Origin of the sequence: Providencia sp. PROV269, from assembly GCF_028477785.1 — a bacterium.
GTDB lineage: Bacteria > Pseudomonadota > Gammaproteobacteria > Enterobacterales > Enterobacteriaceae > Providencia > Providencia rettgeri.
On record NZ_JAMPLV010000005.1, the window covers coordinates 348,588 to 370,651 of the forward strand.

Here is a 22,064-nt window from a genome sequence, read left to right on the forward strand (position 1 = left end):
ACTGAGACTTAATAACGGGTCACCGTTTACTTTCTTGGGCATTACACTTTAGTATGTATTATATGTCCACCCTAATGCGTGAAATATATGTCATTATTAACTTTAACCAGAAAATGGATCATCTCTTTAGGAATTACCTTAGCCAGTACGCAAGTTTTTGCGATTCCTATTGATGAGTACAAACAATATTTACCTGATGGCACTAACCTTGCTCTGGTCGCGCAAAAAGTGGGAAGTAGTACCCCATTAATTGATTATAATGCACAGCAAATGGCATTACCTGCAAGTACACAAAAGGTTGTGACCGCTCTTGCTGCCCTATTACAACTGGGGCCAGATTACCGTTTTGTCACCAATTTTGAAACTGATGCAAAACTTAGCAACAACACATTGACTGGCGATTTAGTGATCCGCTTCAGTGGTGACCCAACACTAACCCGTCAACAAATTCGCAATATGGCTAATGCGTTAAAGCAGCTTGGGATCCATAAAGTTGATGGCGATCTCGTCGTTGATATTTCTGCTTTTACTAGCCATGACAAAGCGCCTGGTTGGGTTTGGAATGATATGACCCAATGTTTTAGTGCGCCACCTGCAGCTGCTATCATTGACCGCAACTGTTTTTCAGTTTCTCTTTATCCCGCAGAAAAAGCAGGTGACTATGCCTTCATTAAGGCGGCTAGTTTTTACCCTGTCAATATGTTCAGCGAAGTCAAAACATTAGCTAAAGGCTCCCCTGAAGCACGCTATTGCGAACTTGATGTTGTTCCTGGTGAACTGAATCGCTATACCTTGACAGGTTGCTTAACTCAACGCAGCGAGCCCTTACCACTTGCCTTTGCGGTACAAAACGGAGCAAGTTACTCAGGGGCGATTGTCAAAAATGAATTAACCACTGCGGGTATTGAGCTCACCGGCCATGTGAAAAAGCGCACATTCCCAGCGCCTCAATCACAAGTGTTAGTCAAAACTGAATCTAAACCACTGCATGACTTGTTAAAAGTGATGCTAAAAAAATCCGATAATATGATAGCAGACACTGTTTTTCGTACTATCGGTCGAGAATATTATGGCGTCCCAGGTACTTGGCGCTCAGGATCCGATGCGGTAAGACAAGTACTGAAGCAAAAAGCGGGGATCGATCTTGGCAATACTGTGATGGTTGATGGTTCAGGACTGTCTCGCCACAATTTGATCACGCCTGCAACAATGATGGAGATCTTGCAATTTATCGCAAAAAACGATCAACAGCTCGATTTTATCTCCATGCTTCCACTTGCAGGTCATGATGGTACATTGCGTTATCGTGGCGGCTTTGATGAAGCTGGTGTAAATGGTAAAGTTTCCGCCAAAACGGGGGCATTGCAAGGGGTCTATAATCTCGCAGGTTTTATCACAACTGCCAGTGGCCAGCGTGTTGCTTTTGTGCAGTTTATCTCTGCTTATGCAGTACCGCAAAACCAGCAACGTACTCGTCGAGTACCATTAGTACGGTTTGAAAGCCGTTTGTATAAAGATCTGTATCAGAAAAACTGATCATACGTGATTTAGATATTAAAAAGGCGCTTTCGCGCCTTTTTATATTTCTAAGATAAACTATTTTTGATAAATGATTTCGACACCTTCGTCGTCATCTTCATCCCAATCGTCATCCCAGTCATCATCAAAATCTTCAGTACCAGAAAGTTGTTCCTTATGATAATCATCCCACATGAATTCAACTTTTTCAGGTTGCTGTGCATCTTCAGTTGTTGCCATATCACGTGGTTGAGTATTCATAAATTCCATGATATCCCAACACAGTGCTTTCACACCTTCGTGGTTAACCGCTGAAATCATGTAGAATTTATCTTCCCAGCCCATCGCTTTAGCAATTTCTGCCGCACGCTGTGCTGATTCCTCTTCACCTAAGATATCAATTTTATTGAAGACTAACCAACGTGGTTTTGCTGCCAGTTTTTCACTGTATTTTTCTAACTCACTGATGATGATCTTCGCATTTTCGACAGGATCAGACTCATCAATAGGGCAAATGTCAATCAAGTGAAGTAAGACACGACAGCGCTCTAAGTGTTTCAGGAATTGGATCCCAAGGCCTGCACCTTCTGCTGCGCCTTCGATCAATCCTGGAATATCGGCAACCACAAAGCTTTGCTCGTTATCCATACGCACGACACCCAAGCTTGGGACTAAAGTGGTAAATGGATAATCAGCGACTTTTGGTTTTGCTGCTGATACAGAACGGATAAATGTTGATTTACCTGCATTTGGCATACCAAGCATGCCCACATCTGCTAACAGCATCAATTCTAACAGTATTTCGCGGGTTTCACCTTTAGTCCCCATAGTACGTTGACGTGGAGCGCGATTTACTGAAGATTTAAAACGGGTATTCCCAAGCCCATGGAAACCGCCTTTAGCGACCATATGACGTTGATCATGACGTGTCATATCACAAAGTACTTCGTTGGTCCCTAAATCGCGTACACGCGTTCCTACAGGTACTTTTACAGTGATGTCTTGACCACGTTTACCTGTACATTCACGGCTTTGGCCATTTTGGCCACGTTCTGCACGAAATGATTTTTCAAAACGATAGTCGATTAGCGTGTTGAGGTTTTCGTCTGCTTGTAAGTAAACGTCCCCACCATCGCCACCGTCACCACCGTCCGGTCCCCCTTTAGGGATGTATTTTTCACGGCGGAAGCTGACACAACCATTGCCACCATCTCCTGCCACGACCAATATTTTGGCTTCATCTACAAATTTCATAATTCTTTCTCCGCTTCTGAGCCGCATAACGCTGGATGGCTGTTCTACTCAGAGATGGTGTATCTTTAATACGTGTGTAGTTCATTAAAGATCAAATATCTGAATATAAAAAGCCCCGCAAAAGGTTTTTGCAGGGCTTTAATTCTGAATTAAAGGTCAGAAAACTTATTCAGCTTCGATGCTGATAAATTTACGATTGTTTGGACCTTTAACTTCAAATTTAACTTTACCGTCCGCTAATGCGAACAGAGTGTGGTCACGGCCACAACCTACGTTGTTACCTGCGTGGAACTTAGTACCACGTTGACGAACGATGATGCTACCTGCTAATACAGCTTCACCACCAAAACGTTTAACACCTAAACGTTTTGCTTCTGAGTCACGACCGTTACGAGTCGAACCACCAGCCTTTTTGTGTGCCATTAATCTGCTCTCCTAAATCTTAAGCGATGACAGTGATCTTAACATCAGTGAACCACTGACGATGACCCTGTTGTTTACGGCTATGTTTACGACGACGGAATTTGACGATTTTAACTTTTTCGCCACGACCGTGTGCAACCACTTCCGCTTTCACTTTAACGCCTTCAACGACAGGAGCGCCGATTTGGATCTCATCGCCATTAGCAACCATCAGAACTTGATCAAATTCAACAGTTTCACCTGTTGCGATGTCCAGCTTTTCTAGGCGGACAGTTTGACCTTCGCTAACTCGGTGTTGTTTACCACCACTTTGGAAAACCGCGTACATATTAACTCCGCTTTCCGCGTACCCGCTAAATATTTCAATTCCAGAGTACGCTATAAAATATTCACAATAGGGCGCGAATTCTACGCAAAAAAGCAGCAGAACACAAGCCAATAATGCGGTTAGATGACAAAAAATACGACTTTTTTCTCAATAACCGTTTTTGAGCATTGATTTCGTCCCTATTCACTCAATTGTTACTTATTTAAACATTTTTTGCATCACACCTGATAATCTTATAATTAATAATGTTATGCTAGAAAGATAACTGTTCTATCGGTCTCCCATTTTTTTATTTCGGGAATGAACCAAAAACTAATAATATGAATAAATTACGATGAATTTAGAATCTATTATTGAACTGACAACTGAGGATATGTCAGCGGTAAACGAAGCCATCCTCAGTCAATTGAATTCAGATGTTACACTAATTAACCAGCTTGGTTATTACATAGTTAGTGGTGGCGGTAAAAGGATCCGGCCAATGATCGCAATACTTGCAGGTCGATCCTTAGGCTATTCGGGTCATAAACATACCCAAGTTGCTGCATTGATCGAGTTCATTCATACAGCAACATTGCTGCATGATGACGTCGTTGATGAATCTGATATGCGTCGTGGAAAGCAAACTGCAAATGCTGTTTTTGGTAATGCCGCGAGTGTCTTAGTAGGTGATTTTATTTACACTCGATCATTCCAGATGATGACGGATCTTGATTCAATGCGAGTGCTAAAACTAATGTCTGAAGCGACGAATGTGATCGCTGAAGGCGAAGTTTTACAGTTGATGAACTGCAACGATCCTAACATTACTGAAGAAAACTACATGCAAGTGATCTACAGTAAAACCGCACGTCTGTTTGAAGCAGCGGCTCATGCATCTGCGATTTTAGCCAATGCAACACCAGTGCAAGAAAAAGCACTACAAGATTATGGTCGTTATATTGGTACCGCTTTCCAGTTAATTGATGATCTCCTCGATTATGATGCAGACAACGCTCAACTGGGAAAAAACACGGGTGATGACTTAGATGAAGGTAAGCCTACACTTCCCCTACTTCACGCGATGCAAAATGGTAACGAAGAAGAATCAGCATTGATCCGCCAAGCCATTGAACAAGGTAATGGACGCCATCTGTTAGATACTGTTCTTGCAACCATGAAACGTTGTGGTTCTCTTGAATATACTTATGAAAGAGCCCAAGAAGAAGCACAAAAAGCGATTGATGCCTTACATGTCATTGAAGATTCAATTTATAAAGATGCATTGATCGGCTTAGCTTATATCGCAATCCAACGCCATTCTTAGTCACTAAAAAAGATAAAGCGGGTCAAGAAAAGGGGAAACGCTATTTTTCCCCTTTGTCTTCTTCATCAATTTGAGCAAGCAGTGATGACAGACCATAACGCAGGATGTATTTCACTATTTTATTGCGCTCAGGCTCAGTCAGTTGGTAATACGCTTCCGACCAGATTTGCAATGCATCGGTTCTTTGGCTTTGATAAGTTACCGAAGGCTCATGCAGGCTAAGCTGCCCTTGGATTTCCCCCGGTAAGCTTTCAAAGTAATACTCAACAGCCTTACCCTGTACCCCTCTTTTACGGCGGTTTTTCCAGCCTTCTCGTCTTGCCATTAGGTTAATTCCCTGGGGTGATGTAGGGAGCCCTTCTAACCCTGCTAATTCTTTGGCAGTGAACCACAATTTTTTCATTTTCACTTCACGCTTATATTATGAAACCCGCTGTTGCAGCTTTGCTAAAATGTCATCAGTTAAAAAAATTTTTAAATTCAATATAATATTATTTTTATATATTAATTATTTACACCTTAAGTAATTGTAAATTATTTATTATTAATTAAATTAATTAGCGCTAATGCCCCTTCACGCATAATAAATGTCAGGATAATGTCTCTCTCCTCATTGGAAAGCTGGTTATAAGCTTCCTGCCAAATAAAGGCATTATCATTTCTTTTTACTTGATAAGGTGGTGAAGTTTCGTTAGCAAACTGACCTTCAAAAATATCGATAGGTAAAGAACTAATATGGTATTCCAATGCTTTGCCTTGAATACCCCGCCTTTTGCGGTTTAACCAGTTTTCACGCCTTGCCATTGCATTAATACCTTGAGTTGTCATGGGAAGCCCTTGTAACCCAACCAACTCTTTTGCCGTTAGCCATTCCTTGTACATGCTGACCCTCCTAGTCATGATGACAATTTAATTTTCAGTTGTTGAAAACTATCTATATTTTCTCAAAACCTTATTGACTCATTCGTTTTATTTATACCTATAAATAATAATATACAAATTATATTTGTTATTAGCATTCTAATTTCTTTTAATAACAGATAATTAAATAATTTACTTGCTAATAATTTAACTAATTTTATTAACTAATCTAGATATATTACTCGTACAAGTAAAAAGTAGCATTAAATACGCTATTCTTGTCCCTAACTAGAAAGAGTTAGTTTTAACATCAAAGTTTTATCCTAATTCACAGTTATTCATTCTGACTTTCTATTTAATTTCATAAAAACCACGATAGTTTCATAAAATGAATTTTTAAGAAAAAATCAGAAATTATTTTGAGAAATTTCTGTTATTTTATTTCCAATAACTAAACGGATGTACTGAATGTATCATAATTTTCGGTTACTCGTACCACTAACTCTACATGATTCTAAGTGAAAAAAGGACTAAAAAATGATTTTACGGAAGTCGGACTGGCACCCTGCAGACATCATTGCAGCTTTACGTAAACGTGGAACTACACTTGCCGCAATTTCACGCGAGGCAGGGTTAAGCTCTTCAACGTTAGCAAATGCACTATCACGTCCTTGGCCTAAAGGGGAATGGATCATTGCAAATTTCTTAGCGATCCACCCTGCTGAAATTTGGCCAAGTCGTTATTACGATCCAATTACAGGGGATTTATTAGAAAGAAAAGTCAGAGTAAAAACACCAGTGGAAGATTAAAAACTGAATGAAATAAATTATAAGGCCGTGAATAATAAATTAATTTATTCACGGCGTTATCTTTTGATGGCAAATCAATAAAAACAGCTTTGTTTACTTCATTCGCGCGAAACCATCAGCAAGGTCTTGTTTTAAATCATCTAAATTTTCTAAGCCAATCTGCAAGCGCAATGTCGGCCCTCCAGGATTCCAATTAGTCACAGTTCGATATTCAGCACAGTTAAATGGAATAATTAAGCTTTCAAATCCCCCCCATGAATACCCCATACCAAAAATTGATAAACCATCCAGCATTCTTGCAATATCTGTTTGGGTATATTTAGGATCAAGTACAATGGAAAATAGCCCCGATGAACCCGTGAAATCCCGCTTCCAAATTTCATGGCCTGGGCAATCCGCAAATGCAGGGTGCAAAATACGAATCACTTCGGTGCGTTCTTGCAGCCAATGTGCAATATTTAAAGCTCTTTCTTGGGCTTCTTTTAAACGAATAGGTAAGGTTCGCAAACCACGTAACGCAAGAAAACAGTCCTCTGCTCCCGGCAGCATGGCCATGTAATCATAAGTTTCACGTAATTTCGGCCACCACGCTTGGTTTGCTGAGACAACTCCCATTAGCAAATCAGAATGGCCACCTAAATATTTAGTACCCGCCTCCAGCGAGATATCACAACCCAGTTCATGAGCTTTAAAAAATAGAGGTGTCGCCCATGTATTATCAATAATCGTCGCAATATTATGGCGCTTTGCAACCTCAACAATTGCAGGAACATCCTGAATTTCGAAACTTTGAGAGCCAGGGGATTCTAAAAAAATTGTGCTGGTATTTGGCGTTACTAGTTTTTCAATATCAGCACCAATCATCGGATCATAATAGGTCGTGATGATCCCCATTTTATCCAACAAACCATGGCAAAATTTACGTGTTGGCCGATAAACACTATCAGGCATTAATAAATGGTCACCTGTTTTCAAGGTTGTCAGCAATGCCAATACAATCGCGCCTAAACCAGATGGTGAAAGCACCGTACCTTCAGCTCCAGCAAGAGCAGACCAAGCTTGCTCCAATTGCTTAATTGTTGGCGTGCCCGCTGTGCCATAATTAAATTCCGCCCTATCATTAATTAAAGCATCAACCGTTGGAAATACGACCGTTGAGCCACGATAAATGGGGGTATTTACAAACCCAGCTTGCTTAGCGGGGTCTCTCCCTAACTGGGTAACTTGTGTATCAACATGAAATTCAGATACCGCTTTTTTCTTCATGAGATCCTCTCAACAACATTATTATTTATTCGAAAAATTTAAAGAATGGAGATAGGCATAACAACACACCAAAGAAAATGATGAACCACACTGTTGGGCCTTTAAATTTGTGTAATGCAGGGACTTTGTAAACCAGATAGCAAGGAATTAAACAAGAAACGATACCAAATAATGGGCCACCAAGTTGCATAAAAAATAGAATTGAGAACCGTGTTGAAACCCAAAACCACAGTGCAATGATAACGCCTAAGCATACCCCATAATGTAGCACTGTTTGGTTGATACGTTCTTCAGGAATAAATCGACTCAGTAAATTGACTACGATGCCTTTTATCGCTTCTTGGAAGCCTAAATAAATGCCTAAGAATGCCGTCAAGATAGCAAAAATATTGAGTAATGCGGTCATTACTTTTACAACGGCACCGGGTATCACTTGCGCAGCAATCGCTAATGCTGAAATATTTTGTTCAAAAGCCGATACCGCTTGCTCATGGCTAATTGAAAAAGTAAAAGAAAAAGCAAAAAACAAGACTGCAACAGCGAGAATAATATATGCAACACGGTTAGCGCGTATTGCACGGTATGTCGCAATGCGTTTATCACTTTCTATTTTACGATACGCAATATTCATAGGACTCAATATTTGCACAAATAATATAGAAAATAGGGTAAATGGGAGTGTTAAAAAAACATCCCGCATAAATGGGAGAAAATCAGGAAAAGCCGTGATATTCGCAAAATTCCAATATGGCACCATCACTATACCAAGCAGTACGATAATGCCAAATTTTACAATAACCATTGGACCAGAGACTTTAAACAGTAACCGCTCCCCTTGTGCAGCAATGGCGACTAATACCGAAATAATAATCAGCCCATACCAAACAGAATCAGATAATAGCCCTTCCGTTAATCCAAACGTTTTAATGTAGGAAGCGCTATCGAAGGTGACCGCCAGCGAGTAAGAAAACATCCCGTGCAATAACATCAAGAAATAGGCAATTCCTAATGCTATCCCCCAGTTTTTCCCCAAATATTGTGTAATAACACTCGCGTAATCATTACATTCTTCAGATTCTGATAATGTTCTTAGATATAAATTTTGTAGCCAATAAATTGCTGGATAAGAAAACATTGTCGCTGCAATAAAGACCCAAATACCTTTGATACCAATTTGCACAGGCATAAAAACAATTCCTGAACCAATTGCCATGCCAATGCACAAAATAACCCAACCAACATCATATTTTGTAAAGGGGATCTTTTTCGTATTAATCGGATTATCTGCACTTGCCTGAATACTATTAGACATAGTCTATTCCTCAACGTTATAGATTTAATTATTAAAAAAGTTAGGAACAACATTATTGTGTAGGAACTAGGTTTCTTTTTAAAACTGGTGTGGCATGAGTAAACTGCGATAAATTCACAATTATAGTATGCTGGAATAAACGGGTTTAATAGGGCATGACAATGCTAATAAATAAAAACACTTTTGCGTTTAAAGCAAAAATTGACAGCTACGCGATTTTTCGGCATTTAGAGTTATTCATTAAAATCGTCGAGTGCAATAGCTTCAGCCTTGCCGCCAAGAAGCTGAATGTAACACCATCGTCAGTTAGTCGAGGTCTTCAACAACTCGAAGATCAGTTGGGGGTTGTACTCCTAAAGCGCACAACGCGAAATTTTATTTTAACGGATGCAGGGCGCTATTTATTGCAACGATCGCAAAACTTATTGGCCGATCTCGATGACTCATTGGTCAATACCGCCAGCTTCTATCAACATGCTCAAGGGCAATTAAAAATTACCTGTTCTATTGCATTTGGAGTCTGTCATTTAATGCAAATATACAGTGAATACCGAGAAACCAATCCGAAAGTGAGTTTGTCTGTTGACCTTAATGATGAGCTCATTAATTTAAATGAAGTCGATTTTGATATTGCGTTACGAATTACCAGCCATCCCCCCGAAAACTTTGCGTTACGAAAAATTTGTAATATTAATTGGGTATACTGTGGGAGCCGTACTTATTTCGAACGATATGGTATTCCTCAATCTCCTGCCGATATTGCATCACACAATTGTTTAATTAACCCAAATATTCCTGACACTTGGCGCATGACAGATAAAGACGGTAGCGCATATCCTCTAGAAATTAATAATATGATTGAGGTAAATAGTAGCTTAGGGTTATTAGAGGCGGCTCGCTGCCATCAAGGTATCGTTTGTTTACCAACTTATATGCTAGGCAATTATATTGAAAATGGGGAATTGCTCCCTGTTTTATTGGATTATGACCCTAAATCCACTCCATTTGCCCTATATGCCTTATACCACCCAGCCCACACTCACTCACCTAAAATCAGGACATTTATTGATTTTTTAGTAGAGAAAATACCATCAGATCCGCATTGGGACCATTGGATGCGGCAGCATGCTTCATGATGACTTACCAATAAAAAAGGTTGAGTTCAAAACGAAACTCAACCTTTTACTATTAGGAAAAATTAATTGGCATTAGCCATTAATGAATTTTTCACCTAATTCGATATCTGCTTTTAATACATCTAGCATATCTTTCAGTGCTTTTTCTTCAAATGCACTTAATTTACCGATTGGTAAATGCTTTTCGATACCGTTTTTGCCTAAAACAACAGGTTGTGCGAAGAAGCGAGCATGTTCACCATCACCTTCGGTGTAAACACATTCAACCACATTGCTTTCGCCTTGGAGACCACGAATTAAAGATAAACCTAAACGTGCAGCTGCTTGGCCCATAGATAAAGTTGCAGACCCGCCACCCGCTTTCGCTTCAACGACTTCTGTACCTGCATTTTGAATACGTTTAGTTAACGCAGCAACTTCCTCGTCAGTGAAGCTAACACCTTCAATTTGAGATAACAGAGGCAGAATGGTCACACCAGAGTGGCCGCCGATCACAGGCACTTCAAGATCATTAACATTTTTGCCTTTTAATTCAGCAACAAACGTATTAGAACGAATGATATCTAATGTCGTCACACCGAATAAACGGTTTTTATCATAGACGCCTGCTTTTTTCAGGACTTCTGCAGCGATAGCAACGGTGGTATTCACTGGGTTAGTGATAATACCAATCAATGCTTTAGGGCAAGTTTCAGCAATTTGTTGGATCAGGTTACGGACAATACCCGCATTGATGTTAAATAAGTCAGAACGGTCCATACCTGGTTTACGAGCAACACCCGCAGAAATAAGGACAATGTCAGCACCTTTCAATGCAGGTTTTGCATCTTCGCCAGCAAAACCTGTCACTTTAACATCAGTAGGGATATGGCTTAAGTCAGCAGCAACACCTGGAGTGACTGGTGCGATGTCGTAGAGGGAGAGTTCTGAACCTGCTGGGAGCTGGTTTTTGAGAAGAAGGGCGAGAGCCTGACCGATACCACCTGCTGCACCTAGGACTGCAACTTTCATTCTGAAACTCCTTAATTTGTACTTTAAAAAGATATCACTTTATTTGTTATACACTTAACACATTACGTATAAAAAACAATTTGTTAACAGATAGAGAGAGAGTTTAACGCAAGAGAACTTGTTTAATAATTGCCAGTATTCTAAACAAATTCCTTATCTGTTAATGAGATAACGGGCACTTTTTTAACAAATAGTTTTTCTAGCTATTGCATTTCGCACAATAAGTTGTTTTTAGTGTATATTATTCAATCAAAAACATTTTTATTAACAATAAATTTACAACGAATATCTGAAAAATTCATTGTTCTATCATGCTAATTTTTCATTTCCATAATTTACGATAAATAAATACTTCTGACTATCAACTCAAAACGCGCTTACCTAACTTCAAGTGATTACTGGTTATAAAATCATCATAACGCAATTTTGTTGCATAAAAATGCACTTTTACGGATAATACAACTTAGTTCAATGCAAAAGAATGGGTTAATTATGCGCACTCCGTCTAAACAAGAAGACTTGGTTAAGGCTTTTAAAGCCCTACTTAAAGAAGAAAAATTTAGCTCGCAAGCTGAGATCGTCACGGCTTTGCAAGAAGAAGGCTTCGAAAATATTAACCAATCAAAAATTTCCAGGATGCTAACTAAATTTGGTGCTGTTCGCACCCGTAATGCAAAAATGGAAATGGTATATTGCCTACCTACAGAGCCCGGTGTTCCTACCGCCACCAGCCCACTCAAAAATTTGGTTTTGGATATAGACTATAACCCTTCTGTTGTCGTGATCAGAACGAGCCCAGGGGCTGCACAGCTTATTGCACGCTTGTTAGATTCATTAGGTAAAGCGGAAGGAATTTTAGGTAGTATTGCTGGTGATGATACTATCTTCTCAACGCCAGCAAACAATTTTACCACAAAAGAGCTATATGAAGCGATTTTAGCGTTGTTTGAACAAGAGCTCTAATCCATACTAATTTAAGCATCAAAAGAGGGAAATTGAATTTCCCTCTTTTTGTTTTTATCTATTTCTATTCGATTTTGGGACATCATTTTGCTATTTGATATTTTTCGTAACTTCATACACTACGGCTTTCATTTTCTGATGCCAATTGCCTTTGGTTACCTGTTTTGGCGAAAAAATTGGAAACTAGCCGCCCTGATTATGATTGCCACAATGGCTATCGACTTAGATCATCTGCTGGCTGATCCGATTTTCGACCCAGAGCGCTGTGGCATCGGATTCCACCCGCTTCATTCTTTTTGGGCTGCTGTTATCTATGTGGTGTTATTATTCATGCCATCATGGAAACTTAAAGCCATTGCCGTTGGTTGTTTATTCCACCTTTTTACTGACTCACTAGATTGTTATATGGGAAGCTTAAAAAAAGAAATGAATAGCCCAATAACATTAAGTCTCGTCATAGAACAGCGCCCATTAGGTATGCCAAACATAAAAAAACCCAGCAATCATAAGAATCACTGGGGTTATCAAATAGCTAGCTAATAGAATTAATCATCTTGCTCTGTTTCTGATTTGGCTTTCAAACCTGCGAGTAATTTGCCATGAATACCGCTGAAGCCACCGTTGCTCATCACCAAAATATGATCGCCCGGCTGTGCGGTTTCAATAATCATATTGGTGAATGCCTCAATATCTGCACTCCAACGCGCGGGTTGGACACATTTTTCAGCAATGTCTGTGACCATCCAAGGGATATTGGCAGGTTGGAACAGAAATACTTCATCTGCACGGCCTAGCGCAGGTGCAATATCATTTTTATTGATACCCATTTTCATCGTATTCGAGCGAGGTTCGAGCACCGCAAGAATACGTGAAGTTCCGCCAACTTTGCTGCGAAGTGCTTCTAACGTCGCTAAAATAGCAGTTGGGTGATGTGCAAAATCATCGTAAACACTGACACCATTTTCAACACCACGTAGCTCAAGGCGACGGCGTGCATTGATAAAACGATTCAAAGCGAGGCAAGCTTCTTTTACTGGAACGCCCACATGGTGAGCCGCTGCAATCGCCATCAGTGCATTTTGGATATTGTGATTACCCACTTGTGACCAAGTGACTTCTCCAACTTTTTCTTGTTGGTAGTACACAGCAAAGTGGCTGCCATCGTGGCTGAGCTTCTCAGCTTGCCATCCGCCATGCTCTCCACCCACCAGCTCTTGTTCACTCCAGCAGCCCATTCCAATCACTTGTTTTAAATGATTGTCGTTGTCAGGTGTGAAAATTTTGCCGCTGGCTGGCACAATACGTACAAGATGATGGAACTGTTTTTGAATCGCTTCGAGGTTTTCAAAGATATCCGCATGGTCGAATTCAAGGTTGTTCAATACCAAGGTTTTCGGGCTGTAATGCACAAATTTAGAACGTTTATCAAAGAATGCACAGTCATACTCATCCGCTTCGATAACAAAAAACGGGCTTTCACCTATCTTAGCGGAGACATCAAAATTCCCTGGAACACCGCCAATTAGAAAACCAGGCTTGTAACCACAGTCTTCTAAAATCCATGCAAGCATTCCCGCGGTGGTTGTTTTACCATGAGTTCCCGCCACAGCCAGTACCCAACGTTCAGGTAAGACATGGTCATGAAGCCACTGTGGGCCAGATGTATACGGCAAACCTCTTTCTAACACGGCTTCGACACAAGGGTTACCACGCGTCATTGCATTACCAATCACTACCATATCCGGTATTGGGTCAAGCTGAGCCGGATCATACCCTTGAATGAGTTCAATTCCTTGATTTTCAAGTAATGTGCTCATCGGTGGATATACATTGGCATCCGAACCCGTCACTTTATGTCCTAAAGAACGAGCCAATATTGCTAAGCTTCCCATAAAGGTACCGCATATACCTAAAATATGTATGTGCATTCTTTTTCATCCAATTAGCATGAGGTTGGTCACTATTCTACCCATCAAAAACAGGTTTATAAATGCATTAACCTATTAATCTTTTTTTTATTTAGTTAAACTCTTCCCGCGCGAGGGTAAATGCCCCGCAAAACCTCTGTCAATTTTATTCAGGACCTTCGTCATGAAAACATTAGGCGAATTCATCGTCGAAAAGCAACAAGATTTTCCTCATGCAACAGGTGAGCTGACTTCTTTATTATCAGCTATCAAACTGGGCGCTAAAATTATCCATCGTGATATTAATAAAGCTGGACTTGTCGATATTCTTGGCACTAACGGTGTTTCGAATATTCAAGGTGAAGTTCAGATGAAGCTTGACCTGTATGCAAACGAAAAACTAAAAGCGGCTTTAAAAGCACGCGGAGAAGTCGCCGGTATCGCCTCTGAAGAAGAAGACGAAATTGTCATTTTCGAAGGAGACCGTGCAGAAAACGCAAAATATGTTGTTTTAATGGACCCGCTTGATGGTTCTTCGAACATCGATGTAAACGTTTCCGTTGGAACAATTTTCTCCATTTACCATCGTATTACACCGATTGGTCAACCGGTTACAGAAGCCGATTTCCTGCAACCAGGTAATCGCCAAGTGGCTGCGGGCTACGTGGTTTATGGTTCATCAACAATGTTGGTTTACACCACTGGTTTTGGTGTTCATGCGTTTACTTACGACCCATCATTGGGCGTTTTCTGCTTATCTCATGAAAAAGTGATGTTCCCCTCCGAAGGGAAAATGTACTCCATCAACGAAGGAAACTATATCAAGTTCCCGATGGGTGTTAAAAAGTACATTAAATATTGCCAAGAAGAAGATAAAGCAACAAATCGCCCGTATACCACTCGTTATATCGGTTCTTTGGTTGCAGACTTCCATCGTAACTTGCTCAAAGGGGGAATTTATATTTACCCAAGTACCGCAAGCCATCCAAATGGAAAACTGCGCCTTCTGTACGAATGCAACCCAATTGCATTTTTAGCAGAGCAAGCCGGTGGTAAAGCCAGTGACGGAGCAAACCGCATTTTAGATATCATGCCTAGCGAATTACACCAACGCGCACCGTTCTTTGTCGGAACTGAGTCGATGGTAGAGAAAGCAGAATCATTTATGCGTGAATTCCCTGACACGGAATAATCTAATTCATTAATTATAAGGCGGGGCTTCCCGCCTTTTTTGTTCCTTTTTTTCACCAACTAGTGAGTTTTACCCCTCTTTACGGCTATAATGTTCCCCACGCTATCTACCCGAGTATTTAATTTGTCTGAAGGCCGCCATAAATGTGATGCCCTCCAACAAGTTAGCAAGGGTAAATTCATTATTCACACAAAGGATACATTTAAATGGGCCTGAACAATGTACCGGCAGGTAAAGATCTGCCAGAAGATATCTATGTTATCATCGAAATTCCAGCGAACGCAGATCCTATCAAATATGAAGTTGATAAAGAGTCTGGTGCGCTGTTTGTAGACCGTTTCATGTCAACAGCGATGTTCTATCCATGCAACTATGGTTACATCAACAACACCCTGTCTCTAGATGGCGACCCAGTTGATGTATTAGTCCCAACACCATACCCATTACAACCAGGCTCAGTCATTCGTTGCCGCCCTGTTGGCGTACTGAAAATGACTGACGAATCTGGTGAAGATGCAAAATTAGTTGCTGTTCCGCACACTAAATTAAGCAAAGAGTACGATCACATTAAAGATGTGAACGACCTGCCAGAATTACTGCGTGCTCAAATTACTCACTTCTTTGAACATTACAAAGACTTAGAAAAAGGTAAGTGGGTTAAAGTTGATGGTTGGGAAGATGCTGCGTCTGCAAAAGCAGAGATCATCGAATCTTTCGAACGCGCTGCAAAAAAATAATCTCCCTCTCGGAACATTATGAAAGCTCTGGTTAATACCAGAGCTTTTTTATGGGCCCTAACAAGCCAATTCGTTGATAAAAAACGCCAGCAATAATGCTGGCGTTTTATATTTTTACGACTCGATAGTGGTTATTGAGCCGTTATACTTCTTCATCACGTTTCAGCCAATCGCCACTTTTTATTTGGCGTAGACCATCAACAGAATGTTTATACAGATAAATCCAAGCGTTGCCATACGGCGTTGGGATGAGCTCCCTCACATAGTCTTGAGAGTTTTTCTTTAACTCATCTAACTCTGTCAAAATGGACGGGTTGATTCGATAAACCTCGCACTCTATTGCCCCATCTCCTTTGACAACCGCAGGATAATATCCAAGATCATACAGTTCATAGCCTTCTAGCTTATGCTCACCGAGTAGCTGAGCATAAGTCATCCAGTGATGATTTCCTTGCTTTTGTCTTAAGCTGCCATAAACAATTACACGCATAATCTAAAACTCAAATTGGTAGAGGAGATCCAATGCCTGATTAACACCAGACACAGCTTCTAAATACAGTTTTGGCATCAACCGATAACGTAAAGTTAACGTCGCCAATGAGTCAAAGATACCAACTCCATACTTCACTTGTAAATCATTAGTGATCTTACCACTTACAACGACTTGAGAACCATCCCCCACACCTTGGGTATCGACGGCTAAATCAGAGACTCCAAATGTCTCACCTATTTTACCCACGAGTTGCCCACTTTGTGCTACACCTAAGCCTATTAACATAGATGTCATTTGTGAACCATTTGCGTCTCCACTATCTAAGCCCTCTCCTCTTAATAAATAAGACAGCGCTTCTTGTTGTGTTTTCGCCGGTTCAGAGAATATTTCTACTTTCGGTTTATCCGCAAGCCCTGTGACCTTCACCCCAGCAATCACGCCATCTGCCGTGTTGTCTGGGTTACGAATGGCTTCTAAGTTTAAGAATGGTTGGTCCGCAGGGCCTGAGAATTGAATTTGGCCTTTACGGACAATCAAATCTTGCCCATAAGCACGGAAACGACCGGCTGGAATATCCACTTGGCCATTGATGTGCAAGCCATGGATATTCTGAACCACTTTCAATAAACCCGTCAGGCGCGCTTTTAAGCCAAACGCATCCAATCGAACATCATTACCAATTTTAATATCTAAATTGGTCTGAATAGGAATGGACGGCGCTTTTTGTTCAATTGGCTGCAGGTTGCTATCTAGCATCACCACATCCGATGATGGGCTTACCGCCGACTCAGGGAGTTCTTGAACAGTAATTCGTGCCCACGGAATATTGACGGTACCGTTTAGCGTGAGTACCGAAGGTGATGCATCAAATACAATGTCCGGTTGAACATCAATTTGGATCATCGGCGGTAAAGAAACTCGAAGGTTATTACCTCGTGCCATGACTTTTGCACGCCATGCATTAACATTGCGCCAATCTGCATCACCATCAATGTTCAGATAGCCTTCTGGCGTGTTTATCTGACCATTCATTACTGAGCTTGTGCCGTTGAAATTAATACCTAAATGACCACTTTTGATATCAAACGGGATCATTGCCGATCTCACTTCTAAGCTCGAAAGCGCTAAATTACCATTTAATAATGGGTTATTCGCTGACCCACCTAAACGTAAGTTCGCACTCAAGCGCCCATTCGCCACTTCCTTCTGGCCCAGCAACGGCTTGATTAAATCTAATGTCACTGAATTGATTTCAACATTACCCGACAGTAAGCGGCGCTTTTCAATATCAGAAATTTGAATATTGCCGCGCATTTGGCCATTATTCGTTAGCCCAAACAACCAGTTAAGGTCTGCCTTGCCATTTTTCAAGCCCGCGCTTAACGTTAAGGTATCAAAAGCAACAGGTAAACGAGTGCCATCCACAAACTGAACCGCTTTGACATCATTTCCTCGCAAGTCCAACTTCACTTGCGGCATACTGCCATCTGCTTTCCAAATCGCATTGGCTTTACCCGTAAATACGCCGCTGACTCGAGTATCTTGTGGCATAAACGGTTTGATCATCGCGAGGTCAAAACGTTCTAGCACGATATCTGCGCTACCACTTTTACCTGCTTTAATCGGTTTTGGTACACACAAACGGGCATTCGGGTTAACCCAACAATGGCTGCCGATAGTCACTTCTTGAGTTTGGTTAGCATAATTGAGTGACATCGCTTGGTTTAAGCGCCATTCACCCACCACCGTATCAAATAAGGTATTGGTTAAATTCCCTTTCCACACTTCAGTCTGCCGGTCAAAACTACCTGCTAATGCTAATTGCCCAGAAACCGGTTCGCCCTTCATGTTCAACTTGAGCGTGTGCTGTTTTTCACTTCCTTTCGCGTCTAAAGTTAGGTTATTGACGACAAGATCACCTTGCTTCAACTGACGAAGAACAACGGATAAATCCCCTTTAATTTGCTCGCCTGTTGCTACATTTCCTTTGATAACAACATTCTCGATAGCAAGGTCATCCTGCCACTTCACGCCGCGTGCCGTAAGGTCAACAAGGGCTTCTGGTGTCTGTAAATTACCACGCAATTTCACATCACCGGCAATCACTCCCCCTAAGCCGGGTAGCAAGCCATTGAGAGCAGGGGCATTAATTTTGACATCAAGGTTCCATTTATCGGCAAGAGAGCCTTTTACATCGACATGGTTTTTACCCAGTGCCAAATTAAAGTTTGGAATATCCCATTGACCAGCTGCGTTACCTTTGGCTTTACCGCGTGCTTTTAAGAGGTTATTTTTAACATTGCCGTCTAAAACAATTTCAGGAATATCCAACTGCCAACTACCGCCGTATAAACTTCCGCGCGTGGCAATTTTACCTTCCACTTTAGCAGGCCATTCAGGGTACTGTTTGGCAGTATTAATACCTGAAAGGGTCAATACTGCATTCCAACTAATTGCCTTGCTCCAGTCCGCAACGCCAGTAATATCAGCATGACCTTGCAAAGCAGCTAAACGTAAGCGAGTTAAATTAATTTGCTCTTCATTACCTTTCGCATCTAATAGCAAGGTCGAAGGTGGTAAATCCTGCCCAGTGATAGCTGAACGTACAGACATGTCATAAGCGGATGGGCGGCCATTTAGGCGCAGACGTGTCCCATCGAGTTGGTATTGTGCTTCCCCCACTAACGGCCACGTTAACTTATCACTTTCTAGTGTGAGTAAAATCGGCAAGTCTACTTGGGACAAATCCGTTTCTGCATCTAATTTTGCATTAATTGGCCCATGTAAGTTCAAGGCTAATTTTAGCTCATCAATCAAACCACCTTTTAAGGAGAGGTCTATTTTTTGCCCATTTAAATCTTCTAAACGGCTTTCCCCCACGACTGATAATGAGACTGGCCATTTATCTTGCAAGGTTGCCGAGCCAGATAACGCAATATTCCCCTGCGGTGCATCGACTTTTAACTGTTTAACGAGGACTTGTTGTCCTTCATTTGAAAAACTCAGGTGCAATTGGTTAATTTTAAGATCAGCCGCCCCCGTTAACTGAAAATTCGAAGCATTAATGCCATTAACATTTAAATCAATCGGTAAGATAACTTCTGGTAATTCAGCAAGTAACGGTTTAGAAAATAGTGCTTTTAATTCGTCTGCCAATGATTTTTGTTCATTAATCGGAGTTGGGTCTGGCTGTTTCTCTTCAACGACGGCATCTGATTTGGTTTCAGGTAAATTAATCGCTAAATCAATGATATCAGTTGGAATGATCGTGATCGCTTTCCCTTCCCACGTTACCCCTGTGGTAAATTTCGCTAAATCGATGTCCATGCCATCCACATTGACGTGAGTTGAAACCAAAGCCAATTGATTCAAACGAATGGTCAAAGGTGCCTTGAGTTCAGTCAGTGGTTCAGATGGTGGCGTTTCTTCTGAAGGGGGGAATTGGGTGGTATCGACAGTCACAGTGACATTTTCCGTGCCTAAGTTGTCGACACATAGCTCACGGCTTGTTAAACAACCTAGACGTACCGCTAAATTTAATTTCCCTACATTAACATCAACGCCTGGCATTTGATATTTAACGCCACTTAGCGTTAAGTCACTAATATCACCGTCAATTTTATCAATGGTTAATTCAGGAACAAAACGTGTCGCTGTATTTAATGCAAAGTGAAGACCTGATTGCGTTCCAATCACCCAACTGAGTGCGGCAACAACCAGAACAAGAATTAATAAAATGGAAAGACTGGTCCATTTTAGCCACTTCAACCACCTCATAGCTCAGTCCCCAAGCCGATATAAAACTGTATTTTGTTGTTATCTGGATCGCCAATAGGTTTGGCTAAATCTAATTTTATTGGCCCAACCGGTGAGACCCAACGGATACCGACTCCCGCCCCCGTTTTAAAATCATTATCCTTAAAATTATCAACGGCTTCACCACTATCAATAAAGGTCGCACCCCACCAATTCCCAGTAAAGTTATATTGGTATTCCACAGAGCCTACAGCCAATTTTGATGCCCCTGTCAGCTTACCTTTACTATCTTCTGGAGAGATTTTTTGATAGCCATATCCACGCACACTGCCATCACCCCCCGCAAAGAAGCGTAAGTCCGGTGGAACCTTATCGAAATCATTGGTTTCAATCCAACCGATATTTCCACGAACAATAAAGCGATGACCTTCCCATGGCGTTCTGATCCACACATTTTTAGCTTGTAGTACCGCAAAATCGATGTCTGAACCCCAAATTTTATTCGAGTAATCAATAGAGTAACGTTGGCTATCCCCCCATGTTGGCATCACACCTCCACGTTGGCGAATTCGGCTCACATAGGCCCCGGGATACAGCAACATCGTCGTATTCGTCACGTTGGCTTGGGTAAAGTTACTCAGCATCCAACGCATATTCACACCATATTGCCAACCGGATGAATAATCCCAGTTACGAGACACATTCAAGGTTGTTGTATTCGCTTGCGTATCATTTAAATCTGTCCGTTTAAAGCCCCCTTGAACCGCATAATATTGCTCAAGTGGGTTCGCTTTTAATGGAATTTTATAGCTTGCATCTATTAATTGTTCTGGTTGGGATAAACTAATATTTGACGTTAAACTCTGCCCACGAGAGTTAATCCAAGGCTTATTCCATGTCGTTTTAACGCGAGGGCCTACATCTGTTGCATAACCCCCACCGAGCTCAATAAAATTTTTGGCTCTAGGCGTCATCACCGCTTCCATCGGTAATTCATAGGAGTTATCTTTTCGGGCACTCACGATACGCGGAGTCACAATCGCAGAAGAGAACCACCCTGTTTCAGCTAATCGGCGGTTAAATTCAGCAAGTTGCTCTGATGTGTAGTATTCCCCTTTTTTGAAAGGCGCAAGGTTGTTCAGATAATCTTCACGGATTTGTGAGCCTGAATAAGAAATGGCGCCAAACCGATAACGTTCGCCACTGTTAAAATCAAAATCCCAATAAGCCGCATGGTGGTCAAGAGAAATACCCAGTTGGCTTTTCTCCATCATCGCATCAAAATAACCTTTGCGAACGGCTAAACTGCTAAAGCGCCCTTTAAATTCTTCGTATTCACCATCATTTTGAACTGTATCGAGCTTTGGCGTATATTGTTTGAGCATCTTTTCATAGTCAGGGTCCGTTTTAGCGCCACCTTGCAATTCAACATTCACCCCTTTTAATAAAATAGGTTCCCCAGGAGTGACTTTGGCGGTTAAAACAGAACGAGCAGGCGGTGTTTTTTCTTCATAGCTAAATTCAACCGTGGGTTGGTAATAGCCTAAAGGCTTTAAACCTTCTTTAATTGCTTTCTCAACACGGGCTCGAAAACGACCGTTTGGCACAACTTCATCTTGCGATATATTAGACAGTTGTACACGAACGTTTTGATTAAGTTGTCCTTCAAGGCCTTCAATATTAAGACGAAGATTAGCTGCGTGTACCACTGGCACTGCCGCAGTTAGGCAGAGAAAACAAATTAGAGGGTATTTCGACACGCCTACTCCTAAGGTGATTGTTCGATTGACT

General features: G+C 41.2%; 20 protein-coding genes. 8 read left to right on the forward strand and 12 right to left on the reverse strand.

What is annotated here, in order from left to right:
* Positions 1–87 precede the first annotated feature (87 nt).
* Positions 88–1,536: a serine-type D-Ala-D-Ala carboxypeptidase gene (gene dacB, locus PR683_RS09610; RefSeq protein WP_110731588.1), complete on the forward strand. Its 1,449-nt coding sequence runs from the start codon at positions 88–90 to the stop codon at positions 1,534–1,536.
* Positions 1,537–1,596: 60 nt separating this feature from the next.
* Here dacB and cgtA read toward each other — a convergent pair whose 3' ends face one another.
* From cgtA to rplU, 3 genes are all read right to left on the reverse strand, one after another.
* The gene (gene cgtA, locus PR683_RS09615) at positions 1,597–2,772 is read right to left on the reverse strand and encodes an Obg family GTPase CgtA (protein WP_004907460.1); all 1,176 of its coding nucleotides are present in this window, start codon (positions 2,770–2,772) and stop codon (positions 1,597–1,599) included.
* A gap of 165 nt (positions 2,773–2,937) precedes the next feature.
* Positions 2,938–3,195 (reverse strand): 50S ribosomal protein L27, encoded by a 258-nt coding sequence (gene rpmA, locus PR683_RS09620; RefSeq protein ID WP_004905922.1) that lies wholly within the window; start codon positions 3,193–3,195, stop codon positions 2,938–2,940.
* A gap of 19 nt (positions 3,196–3,214) precedes the next feature.
* Positions 3,215–3,523 (reverse strand): 50S ribosomal protein L21, encoded by a 309-nt coding sequence (gene rplU / locus PR683_RS09625; protein WP_004905925.1) that lies wholly within the window; start codon positions 3,521–3,523, stop codon positions 3,215–3,217.
* Between the two features lie 334 nt (positions 3,524–3,857).
* Here rplU and ispB point away from each other — a divergent pair, with 334 nt between their 5' ends.
* Entirely contained in the window at positions 3,858–4,829 is a 972-nt protein-coding gene (gene ispB, locus PR683_RS09630; protein ID WP_004907459.1) for an octaprenyl diphosphate synthase, read from the forward strand.
* Between the two features lie 40 nt (positions 4,830–4,869).
* Here ispB and PR683_RS09635 read toward each other — a convergent pair whose 3' ends face one another.
* Together PR683_RS09635 and PR683_RS09640 are read right to left on the reverse strand one after the other, a co-directional pair.
* Entirely contained in the window at positions 4,870–5,232 is a 363-nt protein-coding gene (locus PR683_RS09635; RefSeq protein WP_004907457.1) for a DNA-binding protein, read from the reverse strand.
* 131 nt (positions 5,233–5,363) lie between these two features.
* Positions 5,364–5,711 (reverse strand): DNA-binding protein, encoded by a 348-nt coding sequence (locus tag PR683_RS09640; protein ID WP_109912123.1) that lies wholly within the window; start codon positions 5,709–5,711, stop codon positions 5,364–5,366.
* A gap of 516 nt (positions 5,712–6,227) precedes the next feature.
* Between PR683_RS09640 and PR683_RS09645 the strand changes: the two genes are divergently transcribed.
* The gene (locus PR683_RS09645) at positions 6,228–6,500 is read left to right on the forward strand and encodes a helix-turn-helix domain-containing protein (protein ID WP_004907453.1); all 273 of its coding nucleotides are present in this window, start codon (positions 6,228–6,230) and stop codon (positions 6,498–6,500) included.
* Positions 6,501–6,593: 93 nt separating this feature from the next.
* On the opposite strand, the gene metC is transcribed toward PR683_RS09645, so the two are convergent.
* On the reverse strand, positions 6,594–7,766 hold the full coding sequence (metC, locus tag PR683_RS09650; RefSeq protein ID WP_196718302.1) for a cystathionine beta-lyase: 1,173 nt from the start codon (positions 7,764–7,766) through the stop codon (positions 6,594–6,596).
* Positions 7,767–7,791: 25 nt separating this feature from the next.
* On the reverse strand, positions 7,792–8,979 hold the full coding sequence (locus PR683_RS09655; RefSeq protein WP_226537980.1) for an amino acid permease: 1,188 nt from the start codon (positions 8,977–8,979) through the stop codon (positions 7,792–7,794).
* 260 nt (positions 8,980–9,239) lie between these two features.
* Between PR683_RS09655 and PR683_RS09660 the strand changes: the two genes are divergently transcribed.
* Entirely contained in the window at positions 9,240–10,214 is a 975-nt protein-coding gene (locus PR683_RS09660; protein WP_004905935.1) for a LysR family transcriptional regulator, read from the forward strand.
* Positions 10,215–10,286: 72 nt separating this feature from the next.
* Here the strand turns inward: PR683_RS09660 and mdh are convergent, their stop codons facing one another.
* Entirely contained in the window at positions 10,287–11,225 is a 939-nt protein-coding gene (gene mdh / locus PR683_RS09665; protein WP_004905937.1) for a malate dehydrogenase, read from the reverse strand.
* A gap of 492 nt (positions 11,226–11,717) precedes the next feature.
* Here mdh and argR point away from each other — a divergent pair, with 492 nt between their 5' ends.
* Together argR and PR683_RS09675 are read left to right on the forward strand one after the other, a co-directional pair.
* On the forward strand, positions 11,718–12,188 hold the full coding sequence (argR, locus tag PR683_RS09670; RefSeq protein ID WP_004907450.1) for a transcriptional regulator ArgR: 471 nt from the start codon (positions 11,718–11,720) through the stop codon (positions 12,186–12,188).
* Positions 12,189–12,275: 87 nt separating this feature from the next.
* Positions 12,276–12,728 carry a DUF6122 family protein gene (locus PR683_RS09675; RefSeq protein ID WP_004907447.1) on the forward strand — a complete coding sequence of 151 codons (453 nt, stop codon included), beginning with the start codon at positions 12,276–12,278 and terminating at the stop codon, positions 12,726–12,728.
* Positions 12,729–12,733: 5 nt separating this feature from the next.
* On the opposite strand, the gene mpl is transcribed toward PR683_RS09675, so the two are convergent.
* Entirely contained in the window at positions 12,734–14,116 is a 1,383-nt protein-coding gene (mpl, locus tag PR683_RS09680) for a UDP-N-acetylmuramate:L-alanyl-gamma-D-glutamyl-meso-diaminopimelate ligase (RefSeq protein ID WP_109912127.1), read from the reverse strand.
* 163 nt (positions 14,117–14,279) lie between these two features.
* Between mpl and fbp the strand changes: the two genes are divergently transcribed.
* The gene (gene fbp, locus PR683_RS09685) at positions 14,280–15,287 is read left to right on the forward strand and encodes a class 1 fructose-bisphosphatase (RefSeq protein WP_272581774.1); all 1,008 of its coding nucleotides are present in this window, start codon (positions 14,280–14,282) and stop codon (positions 15,285–15,287) included.
* A 206-nt stretch (positions 15,288–15,493) separates the two neighbouring features.
* Entirely contained in the window at positions 15,494–16,024 is a 531-nt protein-coding gene (gene ppa / locus PR683_RS09690) for an inorganic diphosphatase (RefSeq protein ID WP_004905951.1), read from the forward strand.
* 142 nt (positions 16,025–16,166) lie between these two features.
* Here the strand turns inward: ppa and PR683_RS09695 are convergent, their stop codons facing one another.
* The 3 genes from PR683_RS09695 to tamA are packed head-to-tail and all read right to left on the reverse strand — an operon-like array spanning position 16,167 to position 22,033.
* A complete protein-coding gene (locus tag PR683_RS09695) occupies positions 16,167–16,514 on the reverse strand; it encodes a gamma-glutamylcyclotransferase family protein (RefSeq protein WP_004907442.1) in 348 nt (115 codons plus the stop codon).
* A gap of 3 nt (positions 16,515–16,517) precedes the next feature.
* Positions 16,518–20,294, reverse strand: coding sequence for an autotransporter assembly complex protein TamB (gene tamB / locus PR683_RS09700; RefSeq protein WP_272581775.1), 3,777 nt, complete (start codon positions 20,292–20,294; stop codon positions 16,518–16,520).
* Entirely contained in the window at positions 20,291–22,033 is a 1,743-nt protein-coding gene (gene tamA / locus PR683_RS09705; RefSeq protein WP_004907439.1) for an autotransporter assembly complex protein TamA, read from the reverse strand. The genes tamB and tamA overlap by 4 nt, the downstream gene beginning before the upstream one ends.
* Positions 22,034–22,064 lie beyond the last annotated feature (31 nt).